Origin of the sequence: Curtobacterium sp. MCBA15_004 (assembly GCF_001865055.2) — a bacterium.
Lineage (GTDB): Bacteria > Actinomycetota > Actinomycetes > Actinomycetales > Microbacteriaceae > Curtobacterium.
Map to the genome: position 1 here is coordinate 2791190 of NZ_CP126266.1, position 22140 is coordinate 2813329.

A 22140-nucleotide genomic window follows, 5' to 3' on the forward strand; every position below is an offset into this window, starting at 1 on the left:
GGTCTCCCCTCCCCCGGATGGAGCAGGAGACGTCGGGTCGCTGTCAGGCACCCGACGTCTCCTGCTCCATCGCTGCGTTGCGGGGGCGTCAGGACGTCAGGACCGCCCACCCCGCGGCCGGGAGGCGCAGGGTCCCGTCCCGCAGGTCGCCACCGCCCGCCTCGACCCGCGTCGCGTCGGCCGCGGGCACCTCGACCGGCTCGTCCGCCAGGTTCAGGGCGGTCACCACGGCGGCGTCCGCGGTCGCGGTCCGGAGCACGACCGCGGTGTTCGTCAGGTGCACGACGTCGGTGTGCGCCCGGTGCAGCCACGGCATCCGCCGCCGGAGTGCGACGAGCGCCTGGTACGTGCGGGTCAGGTCGGTGGGCTCCGGCGGCACCGCGGGCAGCGCCGGACGCACCGCGTCGTCCCCGCCCTCGCGCTCCTCCTTCACGGCGGTCCAGCCGTACTCGTCGCCCGCGTAGACCACGGGCGTGCCGGCCACCGTGAACAGCACCGCGGCGGCGTGCGCGGCGAACCGCTCCCCCACCGCGCTCGCGATGCGCGTCACGTCGTGGTTGCCGACGAACGTGGTGGGGACGAACGTGCCGAGCAGGGCGTCGTGCCGCTCCACAGCGTGCGCGAGCTCGAAGCAGTTCCGGTCGGCGATGCCGTGCCAGATCCCCTGCCACAGCTCGTACTGCGTGACCGAGTCCATCGTCGACGCGGTCACGATCGCCGCGGCGTCGCCGTGGATGACCTCGCCGCTGCACCAGGCGTCCGGGAAGCGTTCGCGCACGCGCGGCAGCACCCGGGCCCAGAACGCCGGCGGCACCGCGTAGGCCGCGTCGAGCCGCCACCCGTCGACCCCGCGGTCGAGCCAGTACGTCATCACCTCGACGACGAGGTCCTCGGTCGCCCGGCTGTCGTGGTCGAGGGCGACGAGGATGTCGTGCCCCTCGAAGTCGGCGACGGGCACGGGTTCGCCCGCGCTCCAGCCCGACCGGTCGACGGCGAACAGGTCGACGGTCGGGGCGTCCGGCCCCTGCTCCTCGAGGGCGCGGAACGCGGGGTGCTCCCGCCCGACGTGGTTGAACACGCCGTCGAGCAGCACCCGGACCCCACGCTCGTGCGCCGCCGCGACGAGTGCGGTGAGGTCCGACTCGTCGCCGAGCCGGGGGTCGACGCGGAAGTGGTCGACGGTGTCGTAGCCGTGGGTGCTGCTCGCCGAGACGGGGCCGAGCAGCAGGCCGTTCAGCCCGAGGTCGACCACGTGGTCCAACCAGCCCGTCAGCCGGTCGAGTCGGTGCTCGACGGGCCGCTCGTCGACGGGGGTGTCGGGGCGCACCGCGGCGTCGACCGCGCCGAGCGGGTAGACGTGCCACCACATCGCGTGCTCGACCCAGGCGGGCTCCGGCCGGGGTGCGGGGCGGCCGGGGGCGTCGTCGTGACGGTCGGTGTCGGGACGGTCGGTGTCGGTGCGCTCGGTGTCGTCGGTCACCGGGACGATGCTGCCACCCGTACCTGGGCTGTGCGCCCGGGTGGACAGCGGGACGAGGATGGACCCATGGGACGAGCGATCAGGACGGCCGCCGACGCCGAGGCGGTCGAGCAGGCCCACGGCGAGCGCACCTGCGCCGCGTGCGGGCGACGGATGCCGTCCTCGGCGGGGCCGGACACGAAGTGGTGCTCGGCGGCCTGCCGGAAGCACGGCGTCGACGCCACCGACCGGGCGCTCGAACAACGCATCGACGAGCTCCTCGCGGCGCGCGCCCGGACGGCCAGCATCTGCCCGTCCGAGGTCGCACGGTCCCTCGATCCCGACGACTGGCGGCCCCTGATGGAACCGGCACGACGGGCCGCCCGGCGCATGGTCGCCCGCGGCGAGGTCGAGATCACGCAGCACGGCAGCGTCGTCGACCCGTCGACCGCGAAGGGACCGATCCGGATCCGGCGTCCCCGGTAGGGAACACCCGTCACCCGCGGGCGTTGCAGTCGGGGATGACCTCGACCACGCGCACCACCACCGACCAGACCTCCGACCGGCCCGAAGCGCTCGTCGTGGGGGCCAGCGGCATCACCGGCTCGGCGCTCGTCGACCACCTGCTCGACCTCGGCTGGCGGGTGACGGCGCTGTCCCGCAGGCCGCTCACCCGGGACGGCGTCCGGACCGTCGCCGCCGACCTCCGCGACCCGGACTCGCTCGCCGCGGCACTCGCCGACGAGCGGCCGACCCACGTGTTCTTCACCGCGTGGCAGCGCCAGGACACCGAGGCCGAGAACATCCGCGTCAACGGCGGCATGGTCCGTGACCTCCTCGCGGCGCTCGCACACGCACCCCTCGCCCACGTCGCCCTGGTCACCGGGCTGAAGCACTACCTCGGCCCGTTCGAGGCGTACGCCGCCGGGGTCGTCCCGGACACGCCCTTCCACGAGGAGGAACCGCGGCTCGACACCCCGAACTTCTACTACGCGCAGGAGGACGAGCTGTTCGCGGCCGCCGCGCGCCAGGGCTTCACGTGGTCGGTGCACCGTTCGCACACCGTGATCGGCCACGCGGTCGGCAACGCCATGAACATGGGCCTCACGCTCGCGGTGCAGGCGACGCTCGTCAAGGAGCTCGACCTCGACTTCGTGTTCCCCGGCAGCGCGGCCCAGTGGAACGGGCTCACCGACATGACCGACGCCGGACTCCTCGCCGAGCACATGGTCTGGGCGGCGACGAGCCCCGAGGGCGCGGACGAGGCGTTCAACGTCGTCGACGGCGACGTCTTCCGCTGGCGGTGGATGTGGCCCCGGCTGGCCGCGCACCTCGGGGTGGACCCGGCGCGGGTCGTCGGCTTCGCGGACCGGTCGCGACCGCTCGAGGAGCAGATGGCGCCGCACGTGTCCGCGTGGCCCGCGATCGCCGAGCGGCACGGCCTGGTGGAGTCGGACGTCACACGCCTGGCCTCGTGGTGGCACACCGACGCCGACCTCGGGCGCGAGATGGAGGTCGTCACCGACATGGGCAAGAGCCGCGAGGCCGGGTTCACCGGGTACCGCCGCACGGACCGCGCGTTCGCGGAACTGTTCGACCGGTACCGGGCGGACCGACTGGTCCCGTAGCCCGCGGGCCACTGCCTGGCGGTCGGCCGACCCAGCGGTCGGCCCGCGCCTGCACCGCCGGTCGTCGTACCCCGTTCTCGTGGACGGGGTACACGAACCTCCGGCTGGGCCGCGAGCGGGCGGGCGGCCCGTGGTTGTGTCTGGTGCACAGGCGCCGGGGTCCCTCGGCGGATCCCCGCAGGAAGGAAGCACCATGTCGCTCGCAGACAAGGCCAAGGACGTCACGCAGAAGGTCGTCGGCAAGGTCGAGGAGACCGTCGGCAAGCACACCGACGACGCCGAACTGACCCACCAGGGCCAGAAGGACCAGGTCATGGGCGAGGCTCGCCTCGACAAGGAGAAGGCCAAGGACGCGTTCGAGGGCAAGTGACCCTCGCTCGACCCTGACGCCCGCACCGTTCGTCGGTGCGGGCGTCCGTCGTCTCAGAACGCGTAGCGGATGCGGCAGCTCGGCAGGTGCTCGGCGACCAGCTCGCGGAACCGCTCGACGAGCTGTCCCTTCATGCCCGACCGGTACCGGACGTTCACGGCGCCGTTCTGGGACACCTTGCGCTCCTGCAGGTCCGGGCGCCACAGCAGGTCCTCGGCCTTCGGGTGCCAGCCGAGGTTGACCTCGTGCAGCGGCTCGTTGTGGGTGAGGAAGATCACCTCGGCCGCGAGCTGCGCCTTGGCCGCCGGGGACAGGACGTCGTCGACCTGCCGGAGCAGCTCGGTCCAGTCGGCTTCCCACGTGGGGGTGAGGACGACGGGCGAGAAGTTGAGGTGGACCTCGTACCCGGCCTCGACGAAGTCGTTCACCGCCGCGATCCGTTCGGCGATCGGCGAGGTGCGGATGTCGGTGACCTTGGCCGTCTCGTGCGGCATGAGCGAGAACCGGACGCGCGTGCGGCCGAGGGGGTCCCAGTCGAGCAGGTCGCGGTTGACGTACTTCGTGGCGAAGGAGGCCTTGGCGGTCGGGCTCATCCGGAACAGGTCGCACAGGTCGCGGACGTTGTCGCTGAGCACCGCGTCGACCGAACAGTCGCTGTTCTCGCCGATGTCGTACACCCACGCCTCGGGGTCGCACTGGTTCGGCTCGGTCTTCGGCCCCTGCTTCGCGATGTTCCGCGCGAGGTGCGCCGTGATCTGCTCGATGTTCGCGAACACCGTCACGGGGTTCGAGTACCCCTTGCGCCGGGGCACGTAGCAGTAGGCGCACGCCATCGCGCAGCCGTTCGCCGTGGACGGGGCGATGAAGTCCGCCGAGCGGCCGTTCGGCCGGGTGACGAGCGACTTCTTCACGCCGAGCACGAGCGCCTCGGTCTTGATCCGGACCCACCGCTGCACGTTGCGCTCGTCGCCGTGCACCTCGGGGATCTGCCAGTGCGAGGCGACCGGGACGATCGCGGCGTCCGGCCAGCGCCCGACCACCTCCTGCCCCCGGGGCAGTGCGAGCGCCGCGTCCTCGGCGTAGATGCGTCGGACGTCGAGCATCGGGCGCACGCGTGGTTCCGTCATCGGCTCCTGTCTACCGGGCACCGCCGACACCGCCTGGCAGACTCGGGTCGTGCCCGCGAGCGAACCCGACGACCACTTCTTCGTCGTCGACGGCCGTCGCTGGCGCCGCACCGACCCCGCGCTCCCCGAGGACCTCGCCGCGGCGCTCCGGTCCCACCTCGGCCGCGGGCGGGGCGGGGTCCGGCAGGCGAAGCGTGCGGGCGACGACGCCGCGCTCGCTGCGGCCCGGCACCGGAACGGCCTGGCGAAGCACGGGCTCGGCGAACGCGGTCCGGAGTGGTGGACGCGCCCCGAGGCCGACCGGGTCGCCGACGCCCGGCGGGCACTCGAGGAGCTCGACGCGCTCGACACTCTCGACGTTCCCGACTCGCACCGATCGTGACTGCGGCGATCCGCCCGCTTCAACTGGAGCGGGGTCTCGACGCTCAGGTCCATCACCGCAGCGGCCCTGCTGAGGTGACTTCGTCAGGTCAGTCGCGGATCTGGCACATCCTGCAAGCACGGTTCCGCTCTCACGACTTGAGGCACAGCTCGAGCACGGAGACCTCGTGTTCAACCTCGTGAGCCGAACTCGGAAGATCGTCGAACCGCCCCAGGAACTGCGGCGCGATGAGGTGAGCTGGTAACGGTGCTCTCCAACTGGCAAGACGGGAGACGACCAGATCGGATCGTGTTTCGATGATCGCGTCGATCTCCGAAGCGAAAGCCTCGGAGCGAGTCATGATCACTTTTTCTGCGTGCACACCGACCGCATCGACAAGCGATCCGTAGAGTCCGAATTCATCGCTCATGGTGACTTGCCCGACCCTTGGGATCACAGAACCGCTGGGGAAGTAAGGAGGGTTGCTCACTGCCACGTCGAATTCCTGCCCCCGCTCGAGGCTTCTGTAGTCGGAAAGCACGAACGCACCATGAACCACTTGATCGATCCCGTCGAAATTTTGCTCAGCAAGCCGAAGTGCGCTCTCGCTGAGGTCGAGCAGCGTGATGGCCTCCAGCCCATCGAGCGCGGCGATGAGGTTCAGTCCGACCACGCCCGAGCCGCAACCGACGTCGATCAGAGTCCGCGTCGACCCTCCAGCGAGGCGTGCGCGCGCCGCTCGCACCAGCCGGAAGGCGTCGAGCGTGATTTGATACGCACCGGGAGCCCAGACGATCCGCGTCTCCTCGAAGATGACCTCCAGTCTCAACGCAAGTCCGGACGAGACGTAGCGAACAGCGTCTGTCAGCAGAGACCGTGGGGCGCCTCGCTCGTAGCTCCTGACCAAGCGCCCTCTGTGGAACACGCGTGTCCGGACAGAGGAGAGATCCGATGTCAACTCGATCTCGATGTCGAACATCCGCCTCTCCTCACTTGAACACATCGGTCATGAGCAATGAGAAGAGCCGCATGTCCGTGCGGCCAGAACGAAGGACTCCCGCAGAGCGCAGCAGACCCTCTTCTCGGAAACCTGCTTTCTGAGCTACACGGGCTGACGCCGAGTTACCCTGCGCCACACGCAGCTCGACCCGATCGAAGCCGACCGAGAACGCGTAGTTCGACAAGGCCGCGACCGCACGGCCGGTGATGCCCTTCCCCCGCTCGTTCTCAGCCAACCAGTAGCTGACCTCTACGATGCCTTCCCTCCAATTCGGGTTCTTCAGCGACATACAACCGACGAAGGACCCGTACAAGCGAATCGCGAACTGAACCCCGGAACCGCTGAGCCGATAGGCCTCAGCACCCCCTTCGCACCAGCTACGAGCGATAGCCCGCGTGTACGGCGAAGGCAACGGAATCCAGCGATTCACCGTCTCGTCCTGACAGGCCAGGAAACAATCATCGGCGTCCTCGGCACGGAGAGGCGTGAGGGAGATCCCGTCACCGGCGTCGATCTCCTCAGCTGGGAGCACTTGCGCTTTCATCCTTGACCTCCATCAATCTCGTGGTTCTTTGCATCGCGAAGACAACCATGCACATCGCTGCGGACACAGCCGCTGCTCTGATCACCGGTGCCGGACCGATGCGCTCGGACAGCCCACCTACGACGAGGTACGAAAGCGGGAGGAGGAATGTCGAGGGGAGCATCAGCAGAGCGCTGGTCCGACCGAGCAACTCTGCAGGAATGTTTGTCTGCAGCACCGTGTCGAAGAGCACTTTTCCCAGCTCGAGACTCGCCCCGCCGATGCAGCACCCCAGGAGACAGATCGCGAGGCGCTCTTGAGCTACACCCAACAAAGCGACCCCGAAGAGGGCTACGAACAGGCTTGCGCGGACCGCTGCCCGTCCCCGCGCCAGAACCGGTGCGGACAAGGCACCGATCAGGCCGCCGATCGCGAAGGCACCGAGCACCGCCCCGAACGCACTCGCTCCCCACGCGTCTCGCACGAGTACTGGCCCGAGCACCGTCCATGCCCCGACCGCCAGAACCGTCTGCAGAGCCCCGGCCGTCGCGTACCGCCACAGCCAGCTGGTGCACAACAGAGCAGCCGCACCCTCGCGAAGGCTTCGCGCATAGGTTCGTGGAGTCAAGGCTGGCCGCTTGTCCGTCCCGCCGACGTACAGCAGCCGGCCGAGGAATAGTGCGCTCATCCCGAAAGCCGCGCAGTTCAGGAGAATCCCCCACACGGGTGCCACGATGAGCAGGAGGAGAGCTGCGAGTGCGGGTCCCGCGATCATGGTGGAGCTCCGTGCAAGAGAGGACAGGCTGTTCGCTGAAGCGAGATCGTCGCTCGCGACGATCGCAATCAGGAGCGCCCGTGCAGACGGGGAGAACACTGCCTCGGCCAAGCCAGTGACCAGAACGGCCGCGACCGCGACCGGGAAGCAGCCCGTCGATATCCCAACAGCCACGAGAAGAGTGGTCAGAACCCGCAGTAAGTCGGCCCAGATCATGAGGTTCCGTGGCTCGAGATGCACACTCAATCCCCCGAGCACGAGATAACCAAGGAAGAGACCGATCGCGCGAGCAGCGAGTATCTCCGCGACGCTCGAGGCGTCGCCGCCGTGCTCCAGCACCGCGAGACTCGCGACCACGGTCATGAGCGACGCACCCATCAGCCCCGTCACCTGACTCAACCAGAACCGCGAGAACGCCCTGTTGCGGCGCAGCAGTGCGAACTGATTCACGTGCTGGCAACCCCGATCTGCTCGTCGGCGAGCCGCAACAGGGCGTCGGTGCCGCAGTCCTGATAGGTCTTCGGCAGGTCAGCAGCGACGAAGCGGGCGGAGGAAGCCAAGATCGCCCCGAGAACACTCCGTCCGACGCTGAGGTTGGCGAGGAGCGCCTCCGATGTCCTGAAGGCGTAGCGCCCGATGTACCGCGCCTGCACTCCCTGGGGCGCGTCGCTCCTCCGCGCCCACTTCGCTTCCCCAGCCCCGATGTCCATCATGAGGGGGTCGAACTCCCCCGGCGGGAAGCGCTCGTCGTCTTCCAGGACGACTTCAGCCGACCGACTCAACCCCAGTCGAATTGTCTCTGTGAGGCGAGCCGCCGAGGAGCCGACCACCGGCAAGTTGAACCGTTCCGCGATCGCTGAGTAGCATCTCGCTCCTGCCGAGCCCAGACACAATTCGTCTGTATGCAGCACCACGACGATCTCGCCGACCGAAACTTCACGCGCGATCGATCGAGCGGGCGTATCTGCCTTCGCTACGGAGATACGCACTCCGCGGAGCCAAGGCTCGTGCTCGAAGGCAGTCAGCGCATCGTCACGGACCAGGATCGTGGTTTCCAATCCTTCAGTCTCCTCAAGCACCCACTCGAGCAACGCTCTTCCTGCGACCTGGACGAGCGCCTTCGGACCGGGCGACGAGACCCGGGTGCCGAGACCGCCCGCCAGGATGATGGCCCTCACCGGAGCGCCGAATCCATACGCGCCGTCACACCGGTGAGCAACTGCAGTGCCCGGGCATCTTTCGCAATCCGCCGGGACCGGTAGATCCGTCCCGAACTCTCGAACAAGCACTCAGCGATCCGCATACCGTTCGCCTCGAGGCTCAGGCCGGTCATGACTGCATCGATTGCTAGGTCGGCCATACCCAGACTGACGAACACCTCGGCCGCTCCGTCGATCGGAACGAGCGTCATACGACGGCGCAGGGGGTGACGTCGGATCCAGTCGCTGGCGATGTTCGGGTACTGGCTGACGACGGTGAGAGATCGGGTGACATCCTCGAGCTCTTCATCGTCGTCACGCCGCACAACGCACAACTTCGTGCGCTGGATGCCGAGGTCCTTCACCATGCGCAACTGCGACGCTGTCCCCGACTCGACGACGTAGTCGTGCGCGGAGACGCACGCATCCAGGGCGCCGCTCGCTACTAACCTCGGAAGGTCCGTGGATCTGGCGAGGACGACCAGGATTCCGTCTGCACGGAAAGTGAGACTCCTACTGTCGGAGCCCCATCCCTTCCAGTCGAGAGCCTCCCGCACTTCCGCACGCAACCTGCCCTGGTTCGGCACCCCGAATCGTAGAGCCTCTCTTCGCTCGACGCGTGGCAGATCAAGGAACGATCTCGCTTCACTCATCCACACTTCTTTCTATCTCGAACACCTCGCGCAAGTACGCCAGGCGATCGGTACCGAAGATGACCACTCGCACCGAGCCGATGTCAGGCCCTGCGTCGCCGGGCACTGCGAACAACACATCACTCGGCCGCTCTTCGAAACGTTCGCTCTGTTCGACGACCGGAACTCTCCTCGACTTGTCGCGAACTTGTACGAAGACAGTCCCCGATGTCGTCTCGTCGGACATCGGTAGGCGCACCAAGTGACGTCCACCAGCCAGTACAGGTCTGTCCACATCCAAGAAGGTCGCGGGACCATCGCCCTGGGCGGAAGCCCGCTTGACGCCGCAACCGCTGCACCAAGAGATCAACCAGCGCTGCGCCACACCGCTCGTCGTTTGCCAGACCGTCCCCGAACACATGGCGCAGAATCGTCCGGAATGTGTCGAGCTGCTCGGTGCGAGCCGCGCTCTACCGATCATCGCTTTCTGGAGAACGTCTCCGTGACCCGATCCTGACCCGAGTAGGCCCTCTTCGACGCAGTGCTCCCAGCCAGTCCTGATCGCGCGATGAATGCGATCGCGCAGGTCGGCCTGCGGCGTCGCTGCGGAGAAGTATGCTCTCGTCTCCAGTGTCGCGAGCCCGGATATCAACCTCCCCTGCTCCGCAAGTCGTCGGCCAAGCGCGCTGTTGGCGCCCACGTGCGCAACGGCGGCCAGGATGACTTCTTCGATGGCCCGTAATCGCTTCACCTGAGACGGCGCTCTCGTCGGGAAGGACCGTGGCAGGTTCGACGAGGCGTCCGGGTGTTCTTCGGCCTCGTCCCCCCCAGCGGGCACCAGGAGGACGTACGCGCCATCCACCTCCGGTAGATCGTTCAAGTTCTGGACGATCTTCTCGACCGAGTCACCGGCCATCCAGCTGTCCTCGATGACAGCGATCTGCCTTCGGTTGACGATCACCTGCCTCGTCGAAGCAACCACCTTCGAGAAGCCAGCTTCAAGGAGCGTCCACGCGAGACTCAGGCCCGGCGAGCCGAGCTGGGCTGCGAGGTTTGCGCTGTTGCAAGAAAGGAGGAAACACACGTCGCCTCGCATGTTCGCCGCAAACTTCACGCAGCGCACCGCTCGCGATTTTCGGCACGCCCCGCCTGCTCTGCAGCCGTCAGCCGCGCTGTCCGTGCCCACCGAGACGCGCGCGCCACACAGACACGAATCGCCGAGCAGGAGATGCAAGCCGTCGCCGTGGCCGGCAAGCAAGTACCCTCGCTCGGCCCGAGAAGCACGCCCTCGCAGTTCGAAGCGCGACTGCCAGTTCGGCGGGGGCGCCGTTGCAACGGCGAGAGCGCCGCCTGGAAGCCGGACTCGGACGTACGGGGGCTTGGAGTCGCGTCTTGCTCGAGATGCAACACCCTCCAGCTCATCGAAGGTCAGCCGCACTTCCATCGCCTCAGACTGCACGATCACTGCCGATCGCCTCGATCCTCGACAGAAGACCGTCGCCAACACTTCGCACCGTCAACAACTGCCTCCCGTAACGTTGCTGGAACCGGTTGGTGACGAAATCACCTACACGGCAATCGTCGACCGCTTCTCGCCGGGCCTGGATCGGTAGGACGGAAAGGCGAGATGCGTTTGCACGCATCTCATCGACGTACCCGCTGTCGACGAGATCGACATTGGCATCCCGAATCCCCCTGGCGGCGGGGCGCACCGCGAGCCCAGGATTTCGGGTCAACGCTGTCAGCGGTAGACGAACAGCTCGGGCGGCGAAAAAGTTGAGGTGCACTGGCCGCCCTCGCCCATCGCACCACACTCGGCCGCGGCGACCCGAAAGGGCGCTGAGCCAAAGCCTGCTCGCTTCGGAGTCGACGGCGTCGAACACGTCCAGGAGCTTCGGTGCCCCCGCATCGATACGGCAGTCTTCGTGCGGCATCTCGGACAGGCGGACGGTGATCTCTACCTGAGTCAGCTCGTTGTCGACCCCCGGGCCGGCCACGATCACATCAGCGGCCCGGATCTGGTCGGCGTCGATCACGAGACGAATTGCAAGTGCTTCGAGCAAGGGACTCGTCAAGCCCTCATGAGAAGCCTCGCCCAGTATGTCTCCCCCCGCATCGACCAGAACCACGCGCTCGTGGACGTCCTTCGAGACCAACGCGTTCAACACGCCGGCGGACCAGGACAAGTCGTCGACATCGAGCAGGTGCAAGCTCCCGGGTAGGTTCTGGGCCAGAGTGCGCACCTGATCCCACCTGCCGTCGATGGTGAACGTCTCAGGGTCGACCCGGCCATGAGCCGCTCGGTCTACCCCATGCAGTGCCGACCATGGGCTGTAGCCGGCAGACAGAGCGTCACGACGCCAAGCGAACGTGACAAAACTGTCGATCGGACTCACCTCAGAAAGGGCGGCAGCGACGATGAGATCGCCCGGCCCTCCGGCGGCCATGTACACGGTCACTGTTCTCCCCAGTGGTAGGGCGGCTCGCTCCCCGTGTCGTGGAGGGGAGCGAGCCGTGAATTCACCAGCTCATCAAGTTGTCCTCGGGAAGCTGTGCGATGTCGATCGACTCGATCTCCTCGATCAGCGCTTCAAGAGCGTTCTTCGTTTCCACGGCGAATCACCCCCCTTCTCCACTCGCGCCACGCTGTAGCGGCAGTCTCACCCTACTATCGTAGTACGTCACATGCCACATCTCGGTTCGTGGTCGTGGCTGCCCACGGACAGCGCGTTTGTCGAGGGGAGGTGGCGGCAGCCGTGTGGCGTCCATCGGCGGACGTCATCCTTCGTTCTCCACGACCTGGCCGGTCTGAGTGCTTCCGCCCGGCTCGGTCGAGTCGAACGGCGCCATGGAGTCGATTCGAGACGCAGAACTCAGGGTTCCCTTCGGTTGACGTCGAGCGACTCGAGCCGCGGTCGGGATCGACGCGGAATCGGAGGATGTGTCGAGCCTGGACGACCGTCAAAAGCTGCCTGGTGCACACCGCCAGAACAGTGGTCTAACAGGTCCTCCGAGACGCTCGTACACGTCGAGTCGTTCCCCGTGGTTCTGCCGGCAAGCCCCGTCTCGGTCCGAGAGGAGAGGACGTTGGACGCCGGCGAAGGTGTTGTGAGATTGGCCTCGATGGGAGAGCAGGTCCGGCTGAACCCTTCGGGCTGTGCCGATCACGCGAACCGCGCAGGCAGCTACACCCGGAGTACAGCGCTTGGTTGCCCCCGGGCGTCGGCCTACGCTCGCGCTACGCCTCGGTGTGGCCGAGGTCGGGCTCGGTGAGCAGGCACACCCGGCGTGCGGCCGACGCGTGCACCTCGAACACGACGACCTCGTTGCGGCCGGCCCGCAGCACCGGACCCGGCACGGCGAGGGTCCGCTGCGGCCCGCGCGACCAGTACCGGCCGAGGCAGAACCCGTTGACCCAGGCGACGCCCTTCCGGAAGCCGTCGAGCGACAGGTACCGGTCCCCCGGCTCCGCGAGCTCGAACGACCCTGCGGCGAACACCGGCCCGGCGAGCACGTCGCCGTCCGTCGGGACCGCCTCGGCGAGCAGCGACAGCGCGGCGGGGGCGATCGGGTCGAGGGCGAGCGGTGACGCGGTCCACCGGGCGACCGGGACCCCGTCGACGGCGACCCCGCCGACCAGGCCCTTCGGCTCGCCGATGCGGGGGCCGTAGTCGACCCGCCCCTGGTCCTCGACGAGGAGCTCGAGCGTGCCGGTGACCGGCGGGAGCGCGACGGCCCGGTCGTGGTGCTCGCGTTCGAGCACGCCGACCACGACGCCGTCGACGGAGACGACCGCACGGTCGCGGACCTCGGTGCCGACGGTGAGGACGCCGCCGTCCGGCAGGTCGACCTCGGCGCGGTACAGCACGAAGCCGCTGGCCGCCCCGAGCGCGTCGAAGGTCGGCGGCTCGTCGTGCGTCGACCAGTCGGTGAGCGCGGGTAGCAGGGAGCGCAGCGACGCGACCCGGTCGAGGCGGACGGCGACGTCCGCGGCGGGCGCGGGGCGCGCCTCCCGGCCGGTGCCGGACGCACCCGGTGCCGACGCGACCGGTGCCGACGCACCCGGTGCCGACGCGACCGGTGCCGACGCACCCGGCGCGGAGCCAGCTGCTCCGGATGCCAGCGCGGCGGGCGCGTCCTCGTCCAGGTGACCGGACCCGCCCGGCTGCATCGAGGCGGGCAGCGGCGGGACGGGCGCGTAGCGCTCGATCACCGCGCGGAACGCGTGGAACTTGTCGGTGGGGCGACCGGCTTCGTCGAGCGGTGCGTCGTAGTCGTACGACGTCGCGATCGGCCGGTAGACGCCCTTGTCGTTCGCGCCGTTCGTGAAGCCGAAGTTCGTGCCCCCGTGGAACATGTAGATGTTCACGGAGCCGCCGGCGGCCAGCAGGACGTCGAGGTCTTCGGCGCTCGCGGACGCGGGCGTGGTGTGGTGGTGCTCGCCCCAGCTGTCGAACCAGCCGTCCCAGAACTCCGAGCACATGAGCGGACCGGTGGGCTGGGCCTGGCGCAGGCGGGCGAGCCGCTCGGTGGACCGCGAGCCGAAGGACCCGGTCTTGTGCAGCGACGGCAGCGACCCGTCCTCGAGCATGGTGCCCATCGGCTGGTCGACGCTCGTGAACGGCACGGTCAGCCCGACGTCGCGGTGCATCTGCTCGAGCTTCGTCAGGTACACGGGGTCGGAGCCGTACGCGCCGTACTCGTTCTCGACCTGCACGAGCACGATCGGCCCGCCCTGGTCGACCTGCCGCGGGACGAGCACGGGGGCGAGCTGCTCCAGGTACTGCCGCACGGCGGCCAGGAAGCCGGGCTCGTCGCGGCGCACACCCACGGTGCCGTCCGCGAAGAGCCAGTACGGCAGGCCGCCGTTCGACCACTCGGCGCAGATGTACGGGCCGGGGCGGACGATGGCGTGCATGCCCTCGGCGGCGACGAGGTCGAGGAACCGCCCGAGGTCGAGTCCGCCGGTCAGGTCGAACTCACCGGGACGCGGCGCGTGGGCGTTCCACGCGACGTAGGTCTCGATCGTGTTGAGGCCCATGAGCCGGGCCTTGCGGATCCGGTCCTGCCACAGGTCGGGGTGGACGCGGAAGTAGTGGATCGCGCCGGAGAGCACCCGGTGCGGCTCGCCGTCGAGCAGGAAGTCGGTGTCGCCGATGGCGAAGCGCATGGTGTGACCCTCTCAGGGATCGGGGCCGTGCGGAAGATCCGCACGGCCCCGAGGTGGTGGTGGGACGTCTTACTTGCTGGTGACCGTGAAGCCCTGGTCGTTGCCGTACTTCACGAGGGCCTTCTGCCAGGCCTCGAGCCCGCTCTCGAGCGAGGTGCCGTTCTCGTACGACTGGCCGACGGTGTCCGCGTAGACGCTGTTCGCGTACACCTGGTAGGGCAGGTAGGTGAAGTCGGTGGCCGAGGTCTTCGACGCGTCGACGAGCACCTTGTTGATCTCCTGGCCGCCGAAGTACTCCGGCTTCTCCTGCAGGAACGCGCTGGAGTCGAGGTCGGCGGTGGTCGACGGGAAGCCGCCGGACTCCATGAAGACCTTCGTCGACTCCTTGGACGAGTTGAGCCACTTCAGGAAGCCCGCGGCGAGGGCCGGGTTCTTCGACTGCTTCATGACCGCCTCGGCGCTGCCGCCGTTGCTCGCGGTCTGTGCCTGGCCGCCGTCGTACGTCGGCATCGGGGCGACGCGCCAGTCACCCTTCGACTCGGGGACGCTGGCCATCAGGTTGCCGGGCATCCAGGCGCCGGTGATCATCGTGGCGATCTGGCCGTTGCCGAGCTGCTTGTACCAGTCGTCGGTCCAGCCGGTGGTCTTCGACAGGAGCCCCTGCTCGACGAGCTGGTCCCAGGTCTTGGTCCACTTCTTGGTGCCGGCGTCCTCGAGGTTGATCGTGACCTGGTCGCCCTTCGTGGTGAAGGGGGTGCCGCCGGCCTGGGCGATCATGCTCGTGGTGAAGCCGGCGTCGCCGGAGTCCGCCGCGATGTACTTCGACGGGTCGGCCTCGTGCAGCTTCTTCGCCGCGGCGACGTACTCGTCCCACGTCTTCGGCACGGCGATGCCGTACTGGTCGAAGACCTTCTCGTTGTAGAACAGCGCCATGGGGCCGGAGTCCTGCGGCAGGCCGTAGACCTTGCCGTCCATCGCGACGTTGCTCCAGGTGCCCTTCGAGAACTTGCTCTCGAGCTTGTCGAAGCCGTACGACTTGAGGTCGACGAGCGAGTCCGACAGCGCGAACTGCGGCAGGGCGTAGTACTCGACCTGCGCGACGTCGGGGGCGCCCGAGCCGGCCTTGATCGTGTTCTGCAGCTTCGTGTACTGGTCGGCACCGGTGCCGGCGTTGACGATCTTGACCTTCACCTTGGGGTACTGCTTCTCGAACGCGGCGACCTGGTCCTTGGCCGAGGGGGTCCAGGACCAGTACGTCAGCGTGCCGCCGTCCTTGAGTGCCTTGTCGATGTCGCCGGACGAGCCGCCGGCGGACGAGCCACCGGAGGCGCAGGCCGCGAGGGCGATGGCGGCGGTGACGCCGATGGCGAGGGCGCTGAACCCGCGCCGGATGCGCTTGTGCATGGTGCCTTCCACTTCTTCGTGATCGGGGATGTTCCGTGGTGCAGGTGGTGCGCCGGTGCCGGACCGGCCGCACCGCGGGCGGTGCGGACGCCGGCCGGCGCCGGGTCGTGCGGTGGTGCTGCGGTGCGGTCCGGGGCGGACCGGCACCGTGCCTCCCGGCCGACGGTCCGAGGTGGACCGGCAGCCGGGTGGCGGGATCAGGCCTTGACGGACCCGGCCGCGAGGCCGGACTGCCAGAAGCGCTGCAGGAAGAGGAACGCGACCACGATCGGGATGATCGTGAGGAGCGATCCGGTGACGACGAGGTTGTAGATCGGCTGCGCGCCGGAGCCGGTGGCCTGCGCGTTCCACTGGTTCAGGCCGACGGTCAGCGGGTACCACTTCGGGTCGCTCAGCATGATGAGCGGCAGGAAGTAGTTGTTCCAGGTCGCGACGACCGCGAACAGCAGGACCGTCACGACGCCCGGGGCGAGGAGCTTGAGCGCGATGGTGAAGAAGATCCGGAACTCGCCGGCGCCGTCCATGCGGGCGGCCTCGATGAGCTCGGTCGGGATCGCGTCGATCGCGTAGGTCCAGATCAGGTACATGCCGAACGGGCTGATCAGCGACGGCAGGATGATCGCCCACGGGGTGTTCGTCAGGCCGAACTGCGAGAACAGCAGGAAGGTCGGGACGGCGAGGGCGGTACCGGGCACCGCGATCGCGCCGAGGACGACCGCGAACACCGCGCGGCGGCCGGGGAACTGGAACTTCGCCATGCCGTACCCGGCGACCGTCGCGAGCAGGGTCGCACCGCCGGCGCCGACGACGACGTACAGCAGCGTGTTGCCGAGCCACTGGACGAAGATGCCGTCGTCGTAGGTCAGCGTGTCGACGATGTTCTGCCAGAGGGTGAAGTCGCCGCCGAACCACAGGCCGAAGGTCGACAGGAGCGACGACTGCGTCTTCGTGCTGTTCACGAGCAGGTAGAACAGCGGCGCGAACGAGTAGACGACGAAGACCACCATGACCGCGGTCAGCAGGCCGGAGCGCTTCACCTTGCGTCCGTCGACGGGCTTGCGGGCCTTCCGGGAGGCGCGGCTCGTCACGGTGCGCGGGTCGCGCTGCGTCGTGGTCGCCTCGGTGACGGTCGCCGGGCCGGCGGGGTGCTGCAGGGTGCTCATCGGTTCTCCTGGCGGGTTCCGCGGACCTGGACGACGTAGGCGATCACGGCGGTGATGACGCCCATGACGATGGCGACCGTGGCGGAGTAGTTGAACTGCTGGCCGCTGAAGGACAGCGAGTAGGCGTACATGTTCGGGGTGAAGGCGCTGCCGATGACGTTCGGGGCCAGGGTCTTCAGCAGGTTCGGCTCGTTGAAGAGCTGGAAGCTGCCGATGATCGAGAAGATCGTCGCGATCACCATCGGGCCGCGGAGCGCGGGGATCTTGATCGAGAACACCGTGCGCATCGGGCCGGCACCGTCGAGCTCGGCGGCCTCGTACAGCTCACCCGGCACCGTGCGGAGCGCGGCGTAGAAGATGAGCATGTTGTAGCCCAGGAACTCCCACGTCACGACGTTGCCGATCGAGGTGAGCACCCAGTCCGGGCTGAACGGCTGCAGCAGGTCGATGCCCATGGCCTGGTTGGCGGCACCGGTCAGACCGAACTGGTTGCCGTAGATGAAGCCCCAGATGAGCGCCGCGACGACACCGGGGACCGCGTAGGGCAGGAACACCGCGATGCGGAAGAAGCCGGTCCCCCACAGGCGGGCACTGTCGAGCGCGAGGGCGGCGACGAGCGCGAGGCCGAGCATGATCGGGACCTGCACGACGAGGAACAGCGCGACGCGGCCGAGGCCGGACCAGAACTTGGCGTCCTGGAACAGCTGCACGTAGTTGGCGAACCAGACGAACTGGTTGCCGCCGATGAGCTGGTCGCGGAACAGACTGAGCCAGAGCGCGTAGCCGATCGGGACGATGAGCATGGCCACGAGGACCACGACGAAGGGGCCGACGAAGAGCCAGCCGGTGAACCGCCCCCGGGGCTTGGGGCGGCGAGCGGTCGGCCGCGGGGCGGAGGCCGCCTCGGCCGGACGCGCTGCGAGCGTGCTCATGTGACTCCCTCGTCTGGTGCGTTCGTGTGCCGACCGGGTCCGGTGCTGCTCGGTCCGTGGTCGGGGGACGTCGATGTTGACGTCAACATCGAACGTCGGAACCGTAGCATGGCAACGTCAACATGCGCTACCGTTCGGGAGTCCTGCGCCGTCGCGGGTCGGCACGGAACCCCGTCCGCACCCGTCACTGCCCCGCCCCACCAGCCCCGAGGAGCGCCCGTGTCGACCGACCTGACGGCTGGCCGCCGTGCGCCGTCGATGGCCGCCGTGGCCGAGGCCGCCGGTGTGTCGATGCAGACCGTGTCCCGCGTCGCGCGGGGCTTCGACAACGTCAGCCCGGACACCCGCGACCGCGTGCAGCGGGCGATGGACGAACTCGGCTACCGGCCGAACCGCGCCGCCCGGGCCCTGCGCTCCGGACGCTTCCGCACCATCGGCGTGATCATGTTCTCGCTCGCGTCCTTCGGCAACATGCGCACGCTCGAGGCGATCGCCGAGGCGGCCGTCGCGGCGGACTTCACCATCACGCTGCTGCCGATGGCGTCGCGCACCGAGGAGGGCGTCCGCTCGGCCTTCTCGCGCCTGCACGAACAGGCCGTCGACGGCGTCGTGATCATCATCGAGTCGCACATCATCGACACTGCCGAGGTCGTGCTGCCCGACGGCGTGCCGATGGTCGTCGTCGACTCCACCGGCACCACCGACCACCCCTCGATCGACACCGACCAGGCCGACGGCGCCCGGCAGGCCACGCAGCACCTGCTCGACCTCGGGCACGAGACCGTCTGGCACGTCGCCGGGCCGACCTCGTCGTACTCCGCCGCCCGCCGGCTCGCCGCGTGGCAGGACACGCTCGAACGTGCCGGCCGTCCGGTCCCGCCGGTGTTCCACGGCGGCTGGACGACCGAGCACGGCTACCGGGCGGGCCTCGAGATCGCCGACCGACCCGAGGTGACCGCGGTGTTCGCCGCGAACGACCAGACCGCGCTCGGGGTCCTGCGTGCGGCGCACGAACGGGGTCGCGCCGTCCCGTCGTCGTTGAGCGTCGTGGGGTTCGACGACTCCCCCGAGGCCGACTCGTTCTGGCCGCCGCTCACCACCGTGCACCAGTCCTTCGACGAGGTCGGGCGGCGCGCGGTCGCGAACCTGCTCGACCAGATCGACGGCGTCCCGGTGCGGGGCGAGACCGACCTGGTGCCGGTCCGGCTGGTCGAACGCGCGAGCACGGCACCGCCGCAGGGCTGAGCGGTGCCGCCGCGGGGCGAGCGGCTCGGCCGCGGGGCTGAGCGGCACCGCCGCAGGGCTGAGCGGCGCCGGCGCGGGGCAAGCCGGCAACGGCGCGGGGCCGATCGGCACCGCCGCGGGGGCGGTCGGCGCCACCCGTCCCCTAGGCTCGTCGGATGGAACTCGTCGCCCCCGCCACCCGGTACTTCCCGTCGTTCCGCCGCGCCCTCGACGAGTGGGACGGCGCCCACCAGGACGGTGCCGGCATCCGCGACGCCGACGCCCTGACCGACCGCGCGGGCTTCGACGAGTGGGTCGGGCAGCTCCTCGACGAGGAGACCACGCCCGCGAGCCCGAACCACGTGACGTGCACGTACCGCTGGCTCGTCGAGGGCGACGAGTACCTCGGCAGCATCGCCCTCCGGCACGAACTGAACGACTTCCTCCGCGAGACCGGTGGCCACGTCGGCTACGGCGTCCGTCCCTCCGCCCGCGGTCGGGGCCTGGCCGCCGAGGCACTCGCCCGGGTCGTCGTGCTGGCCGCCGAGCGCGGCATGCCCGAGCTCCTGGTCACCTGCGACGCCGCGAACCCCGCATCCCGCCGCACGATCCAGCGCGCCGGCGGCCGCCTGCAGGACGAGGTCCCCGGCCCCGACGACCACCGGCTCCAGCGCTGGTGGATCCGCACCGGCGCGCGCCACGCACCGGACGTCGACACGGTCGACATCGTCGGCGGACCCGAGCCGCTCACGGTCGGCATGCACGAGCACGACCCGGCGTGGGCCGACCGCTACCGGGAGCACCGCGACCGGATCACCGCGGCGCTCGCGGACCTGCCGGTCCAGGTCGAGCACATCGGGTCGACGGCGGTCCCCGGGCTGGCCGCCAAGCCGATCGTCGACATCGTCGTCGCGGTCCCGGACGTCACCGACGAGGACGCCTGGCTGCGCCCCCTGCTCGACGCCGGGTACGAGCTGCGCGTCCGCGAACCGGGCCACCGGCTCGTCCGGACGCCGACCCGCGACACCCACGTGCACGTCTACGACCGCGGCGCGACGGCGATCGAGGACTACCTGCTCCTGCGCGACCAGCTGCGCCGCGACCCCGACGACCGGCAGCGGTACGAGGCGGTGAAGCGCGCGCTCGTGGAGCGCACGTGGGACGACACGAACGCGTACGCCGACGCGAAGACCGAGGTCGTCACGGCGATCCGGGAGCGGGCCCGCGCGGCGCGGTGACGTCGGGGTCGCGCACGGCGGGGACGTCGGAGCGGCGGGCGTCCGGACCGAGCGGGCCGGACGACCGGGACGACCGGACCGGGAGGGCCGGGAGGGCCGGGAGGGCCGGGACGGGTGGCCGCGGTCCGTGCGACGGACCGCGGCCACCGAGCACCGGGCGTGACCCGAACACGGACCCCGGCACCCGCCGCGCCGCCGGGACCTGATCCTCCACTGCGACGCTGCCGTTGCGAGGATGCCTCCGGCGGACGCCCGGGTCAAGTCCGGACTGCGCCCAGCGGACGCTCAGACCGCGATCGGCCTGCGCGCACAGCGGAAGGGCGCCGGCCCGCTCGCGCGGACCGACGCCCTCCGTGCTCACTCGACGCTCACCGTGGCGCTCGCCGAGGCACCTGTGCACCGTGCCCGGGCGGACCGGGCACGGTGGGGTCAGCCGATCGACACCGCGGTCCAGGAGACCGGCGGCAGCTCGATCGTGACGGTGTCGCCCTCGCGACGGACCGTCTCGTTCGTGCGCAGTGCGACCCGCTCGCGGTTCCCGAGGTCGTTGACCGCGTGCACGTCGTCGTCCCACACGCCCTCGGCGTGCACGTCACCCTCGACGCCGATGCCGGCGAGGTCGATCGTGACCGTGGTGGACTCGGTCTGGCTGCGGTTCACGAGGAACACCGCGGCCGTGCCGTCCTCGACCGTCGCGGCCGAGTCGACGACGGGGACCTCGCCGTACTTGCCGCCGTCGACGGTGTCACCGGAGGCCTTGACCTGCAGCGACGTGCCGTTCGCCAGACGCGAGGTCAGCGAGAACGGGAAGAACGTCGTCTGGCGCCAGGCCGGACCACCGGGCTCGGTCATGATCGGGCCGATCACGTTGACGAGCTGCGCGAGGCTCGCCGACGCGACGCGGTCGGCGTGGCGGAGCAGCGAGATGAGCAGCCCACCGACGACGACCGCGTCGGCGACCGTGTAGACGTCCTCGAGGAGGCGCGGGGCGACCGGCCAGTCCTGCAGTTCGAAGGTCTTCTGCTGCGCCTCCCAGCGCTTGATCGACCAGACGTTCCACTCGTCGAACGAGATGTCGATCCGCTTGTCGGACTTCTTGTGCGCCTTGACGTGGTCGGCGGCGGTCGTGACCGTGTCGATGAAGTGGTCCATGTTCACGCCCGAGGCCAGGAACGAGGACATGTCGTCGTCCTCCTCGTAGTAGGCGTGCGCCGAGATGTAGTCGACGTCGTCGTAGGTGTGCTCGAGGACCGTGCGCTCCCACTCGCCGAACGTCGGCATCGACGCCCCGGAGGACCCGCACGCGACGAGCTCGAGGTCGGGCTGGATCTGCCGCATGGCCTTCGCGGTCATCGCGGCGAGCTTGCCGTAGTCCTCGGCGTTCTTGTGGCCGAGCTGCCACGGGCCGTCCATCTCGTTGCCGAGGCACCACATCTTGATGGCGAAGGGCTCATGACGGCCGTTCGAGCGGCGGTACTCGCTCAGCGCGGTACCGGCGTCGATGTTCGCGTACTCGAGGAGCTCGATGGCCTCCTGCGTCCCGCGCGTGCCGAGGTTCACGGCGAGCATGAGCTCGGAACCGACCTGGTCGAGCCAGTGCTGGAACTCGTGCAGGCCGACCTCGTTCGTCTCGGTGGAGTGCCACGCGAGGTCGAGGCGACGGGGGCGCTGCTCGACCGGGCCGACGCCGTCCTCCCACTTGTAGCCCGACACGAAGTTGCCGCCCGGGTAGCGGATGGCCGAGACGCCGAGCTCCTTGACGAGCTCGACGACGTCCTTCCGGAAGCCGTGCTCGTCGGCGGTCTCGTGCGCGGGCTCGTGGATGCCGTCGTAGACGTGACGACCGAGGTGCTCGACGAACCCGCCGAACAGCCGACGGCGCACCGGCCCCACGGTGAACGCGCTGTCGAGGACGAGGTGAGTGCGAGGCATGGA

At 69.2% G+C, this 22140-nt stretch carries 20 protein-coding genes; 6 read left to right on the plus strand and 14 right to left on the minus strand.

Annotated elements, in window-relative coordinates:
- Positions 1 to 88: 88 nt before the first annotated feature.
- Positions 89 to 1369 (minus strand): alpha-amylase family glycosyl hydrolase, encoded by a 1281-nt coding sequence (locus tag QOL16_RS13145; RefSeq protein WP_071282351.1) that lies wholly within the window; start codon positions 1367 to 1369, stop codon positions 89 to 91.
- Between the two features lie 177 nt (positions 1370 to 1546).
- On the opposite strand from QOL16_RS13145, the gene QOL16_RS13150 reads away from it, so the two are divergent.
- The 3 genes from QOL16_RS13150 (at position 1547) to QOL16_RS13160 (ending at position 3457) form a co-directional block, all read left to right on the plus strand.
- Positions 1547 to 1945 carry a DUF3253 domain-containing protein gene (locus tag QOL16_RS13150; protein WP_071282052.1) on the plus strand — a complete coding sequence of 133 codons (399 nt, stop codon included), beginning with the start codon at positions 1547 to 1549 and terminating at the stop codon, positions 1943 to 1945.
- 35 nt (positions 1946 to 1980) lie between these two features.
- On the plus strand, positions 1981 to 3087 hold the full coding sequence (locus QOL16_RS13155; RefSeq protein ID WP_065962191.1) for an SDR family oxidoreductase: 1107 nt from the start codon (positions 1981 to 1983) through the stop codon (positions 3085 to 3087).
- A 193-nt stretch (positions 3088 to 3280) separates the two neighbouring features.
- On the plus strand, positions 3281 to 3457 hold the full coding sequence (locus QOL16_RS13160) for a CsbD family protein (RefSeq protein WP_139197513.1): 177 nt from the start codon (positions 3281 to 3283) through the stop codon (positions 3455 to 3457).
- Between the two features lie 53 nt (positions 3458 to 3510).
- On the opposite strand, the gene QOL16_RS13165 is transcribed toward QOL16_RS13160, so the two are convergent.
- A complete protein-coding gene (locus QOL16_RS13165; RefSeq protein ID WP_071282054.1) occupies positions 3511 to 4584 on the minus strand; it encodes a spore photoproduct lyase family protein in 1074 nt (357 codons plus the stop codon).
- A gap of 49 nt (positions 4585 to 4633) precedes the next feature.
- On the opposite strand from QOL16_RS13165, the gene QOL16_RS13170 reads away from it, so the two are divergent.
- The gene (locus tag QOL16_RS13170; protein WP_065962197.1) at positions 4634 to 4966 is read left to right on the plus strand and encodes a biopolymer transporter Tol; all 333 of its coding nucleotides are present in this window, start codon (positions 4634 to 4636) and stop codon (positions 4964 to 4966) included.
- A 130-nt stretch (positions 4967 to 5096) separates the two neighbouring features.
- On the opposite strand, the gene QOL16_RS13175 is transcribed toward QOL16_RS13170, so the two are convergent.
- The 11 genes from QOL16_RS13175 to QOL16_RS13225 form a co-directional block, all read right to left on the minus strand.
- On the minus strand, positions 5097 to 5924 hold the full coding sequence (locus QOL16_RS13175) for a methyltransferase (RefSeq protein ID WP_071282056.1): 828 nt from the start codon (positions 5922 to 5924) through the stop codon (positions 5097 to 5099).
- 10 nt (positions 5925 to 5934) lie between these two features.
- Positions 5935 to 6477: a GNAT family N-acetyltransferase gene (locus QOL16_RS13180; RefSeq protein WP_171898757.1), complete on the minus strand. Its 543-nt coding sequence runs from the start codon at positions 6475 to 6477 to the stop codon at positions 5935 to 5937.
- Entirely contained in the window at positions 6464 to 7693 is a 1230-nt protein-coding gene (locus QOL16_RS13185; RefSeq protein WP_065962202.1) for an MFS transporter, read from the minus strand. The genes QOL16_RS13180 and QOL16_RS13185 overlap by 14 nt, the downstream gene beginning before the upstream one ends.
- Positions 7690 to 8421, minus strand: coding sequence for an NTP transferase domain-containing protein (locus QOL16_RS13190; protein WP_065962205.1), 732 nt, complete (start codon positions 8419 to 8421; stop codon positions 7690 to 7692). The genes QOL16_RS13185 and QOL16_RS13190 overlap by 4 nt, the downstream gene beginning before the upstream one ends.
- Positions 8418 to 9095 (minus strand): ATP phosphoribosyltransferase, encoded by a 678-nt coding sequence (hisG, locus tag QOL16_RS13195; protein WP_139197512.1) that lies wholly within the window; start codon positions 9093 to 9095, stop codon positions 8418 to 8420. Before hisG ends, QOL16_RS13190 begins: the two co-directional genes overlap by 4 nt.
- A complete protein-coding gene (locus QOL16_RS13200) occupies positions 9088 to 10188 on the minus strand; it encodes a hypothetical protein (RefSeq protein WP_071282060.1) in 1101 nt (366 codons plus the stop codon). Before QOL16_RS13200 ends, hisG begins: the two co-directional genes overlap by 8 nt.
- Before the next feature lie 334 nt (positions 10189 to 10522).
- Positions 10523 to 11533, minus strand: coding sequence for a DUF1152 domain-containing protein (locus QOL16_RS13205; RefSeq protein WP_071282062.1), 1011 nt, complete (start codon positions 11531 to 11533; stop codon positions 10523 to 10525).
- Between the two features lie 779 nt (positions 11534 to 12312).
- The gene (locus tag QOL16_RS13210; protein ID WP_071282064.1) at positions 12313 to 14244 is read right to left on the minus strand and encodes a beta-galactosidase family protein; all 1932 of its coding nucleotides are present in this window, start codon (positions 14242 to 14244) and stop codon (positions 12313 to 12315) included.
- Between the two features lie 69 nt (positions 14245 to 14313).
- Positions 14314 to 15648: a sugar ABC transporter substrate-binding protein gene (locus tag QOL16_RS13215; protein WP_171898759.1), complete on the minus strand. Its 1335-nt coding sequence runs from the start codon at positions 15646 to 15648 to the stop codon at positions 14314 to 14316.
- Positions 15649 to 15845: 197 nt separating this feature from the next.
- Positions 15846 to 16811, minus strand: coding sequence for a carbohydrate ABC transporter permease (locus QOL16_RS13220; protein WP_071282067.1), 966 nt, complete (start codon positions 16809 to 16811; stop codon positions 15846 to 15848).
- Positions 16808 to 17743 carry a carbohydrate ABC transporter permease gene (locus tag QOL16_RS13225; RefSeq protein ID WP_065962218.1) on the minus strand — a complete coding sequence of 312 codons (936 nt, stop codon included), beginning with the start codon at positions 17741 to 17743 and terminating at the stop codon, positions 16808 to 16810. The genes QOL16_RS13220 and QOL16_RS13225 overlap by 4 nt, the downstream gene beginning before the upstream one ends.
- Positions 17744 to 18001: 258 nt before the next feature.
- On the opposite strand from QOL16_RS13225, the gene QOL16_RS13230 reads away from it, so the two are divergent.
- Together QOL16_RS13230 and QOL16_RS13235 are read left to right on the plus strand one after the other, a co-directional pair.
- Entirely contained in the window at positions 18002 to 18988 is a 987-nt protein-coding gene (locus tag QOL16_RS13230) for a LacI family DNA-binding transcriptional regulator (RefSeq protein ID WP_083230223.1), read from the plus strand.
- A gap of 155 nt (positions 18989 to 19143) precedes the next feature.
- The gene (locus QOL16_RS13235; protein WP_083394857.1) at positions 19144 to 20205 is read left to right on the plus strand and encodes a GNAT family N-acetyltransferase; all 1062 of its coding nucleotides are present in this window, start codon (positions 19144 to 19146) and stop codon (positions 20203 to 20205) included.
- A 429-nt stretch (positions 20206 to 20634) separates the two neighbouring features.
- On the opposite strand, the gene QOL16_RS13240 is transcribed toward QOL16_RS13235, so the two are convergent.
- Positions 20635 to 22137 carry an alpha-N-arabinofuranosidase gene (locus tag QOL16_RS13240; protein ID WP_071282070.1) on the minus strand — a complete coding sequence of 501 codons (1503 nt, stop codon included), beginning with the start codon at positions 22135 to 22137 and terminating at the stop codon, positions 20635 to 20637.
- Positions 22138 to 22140: the final 3 nt, after the last annotated feature.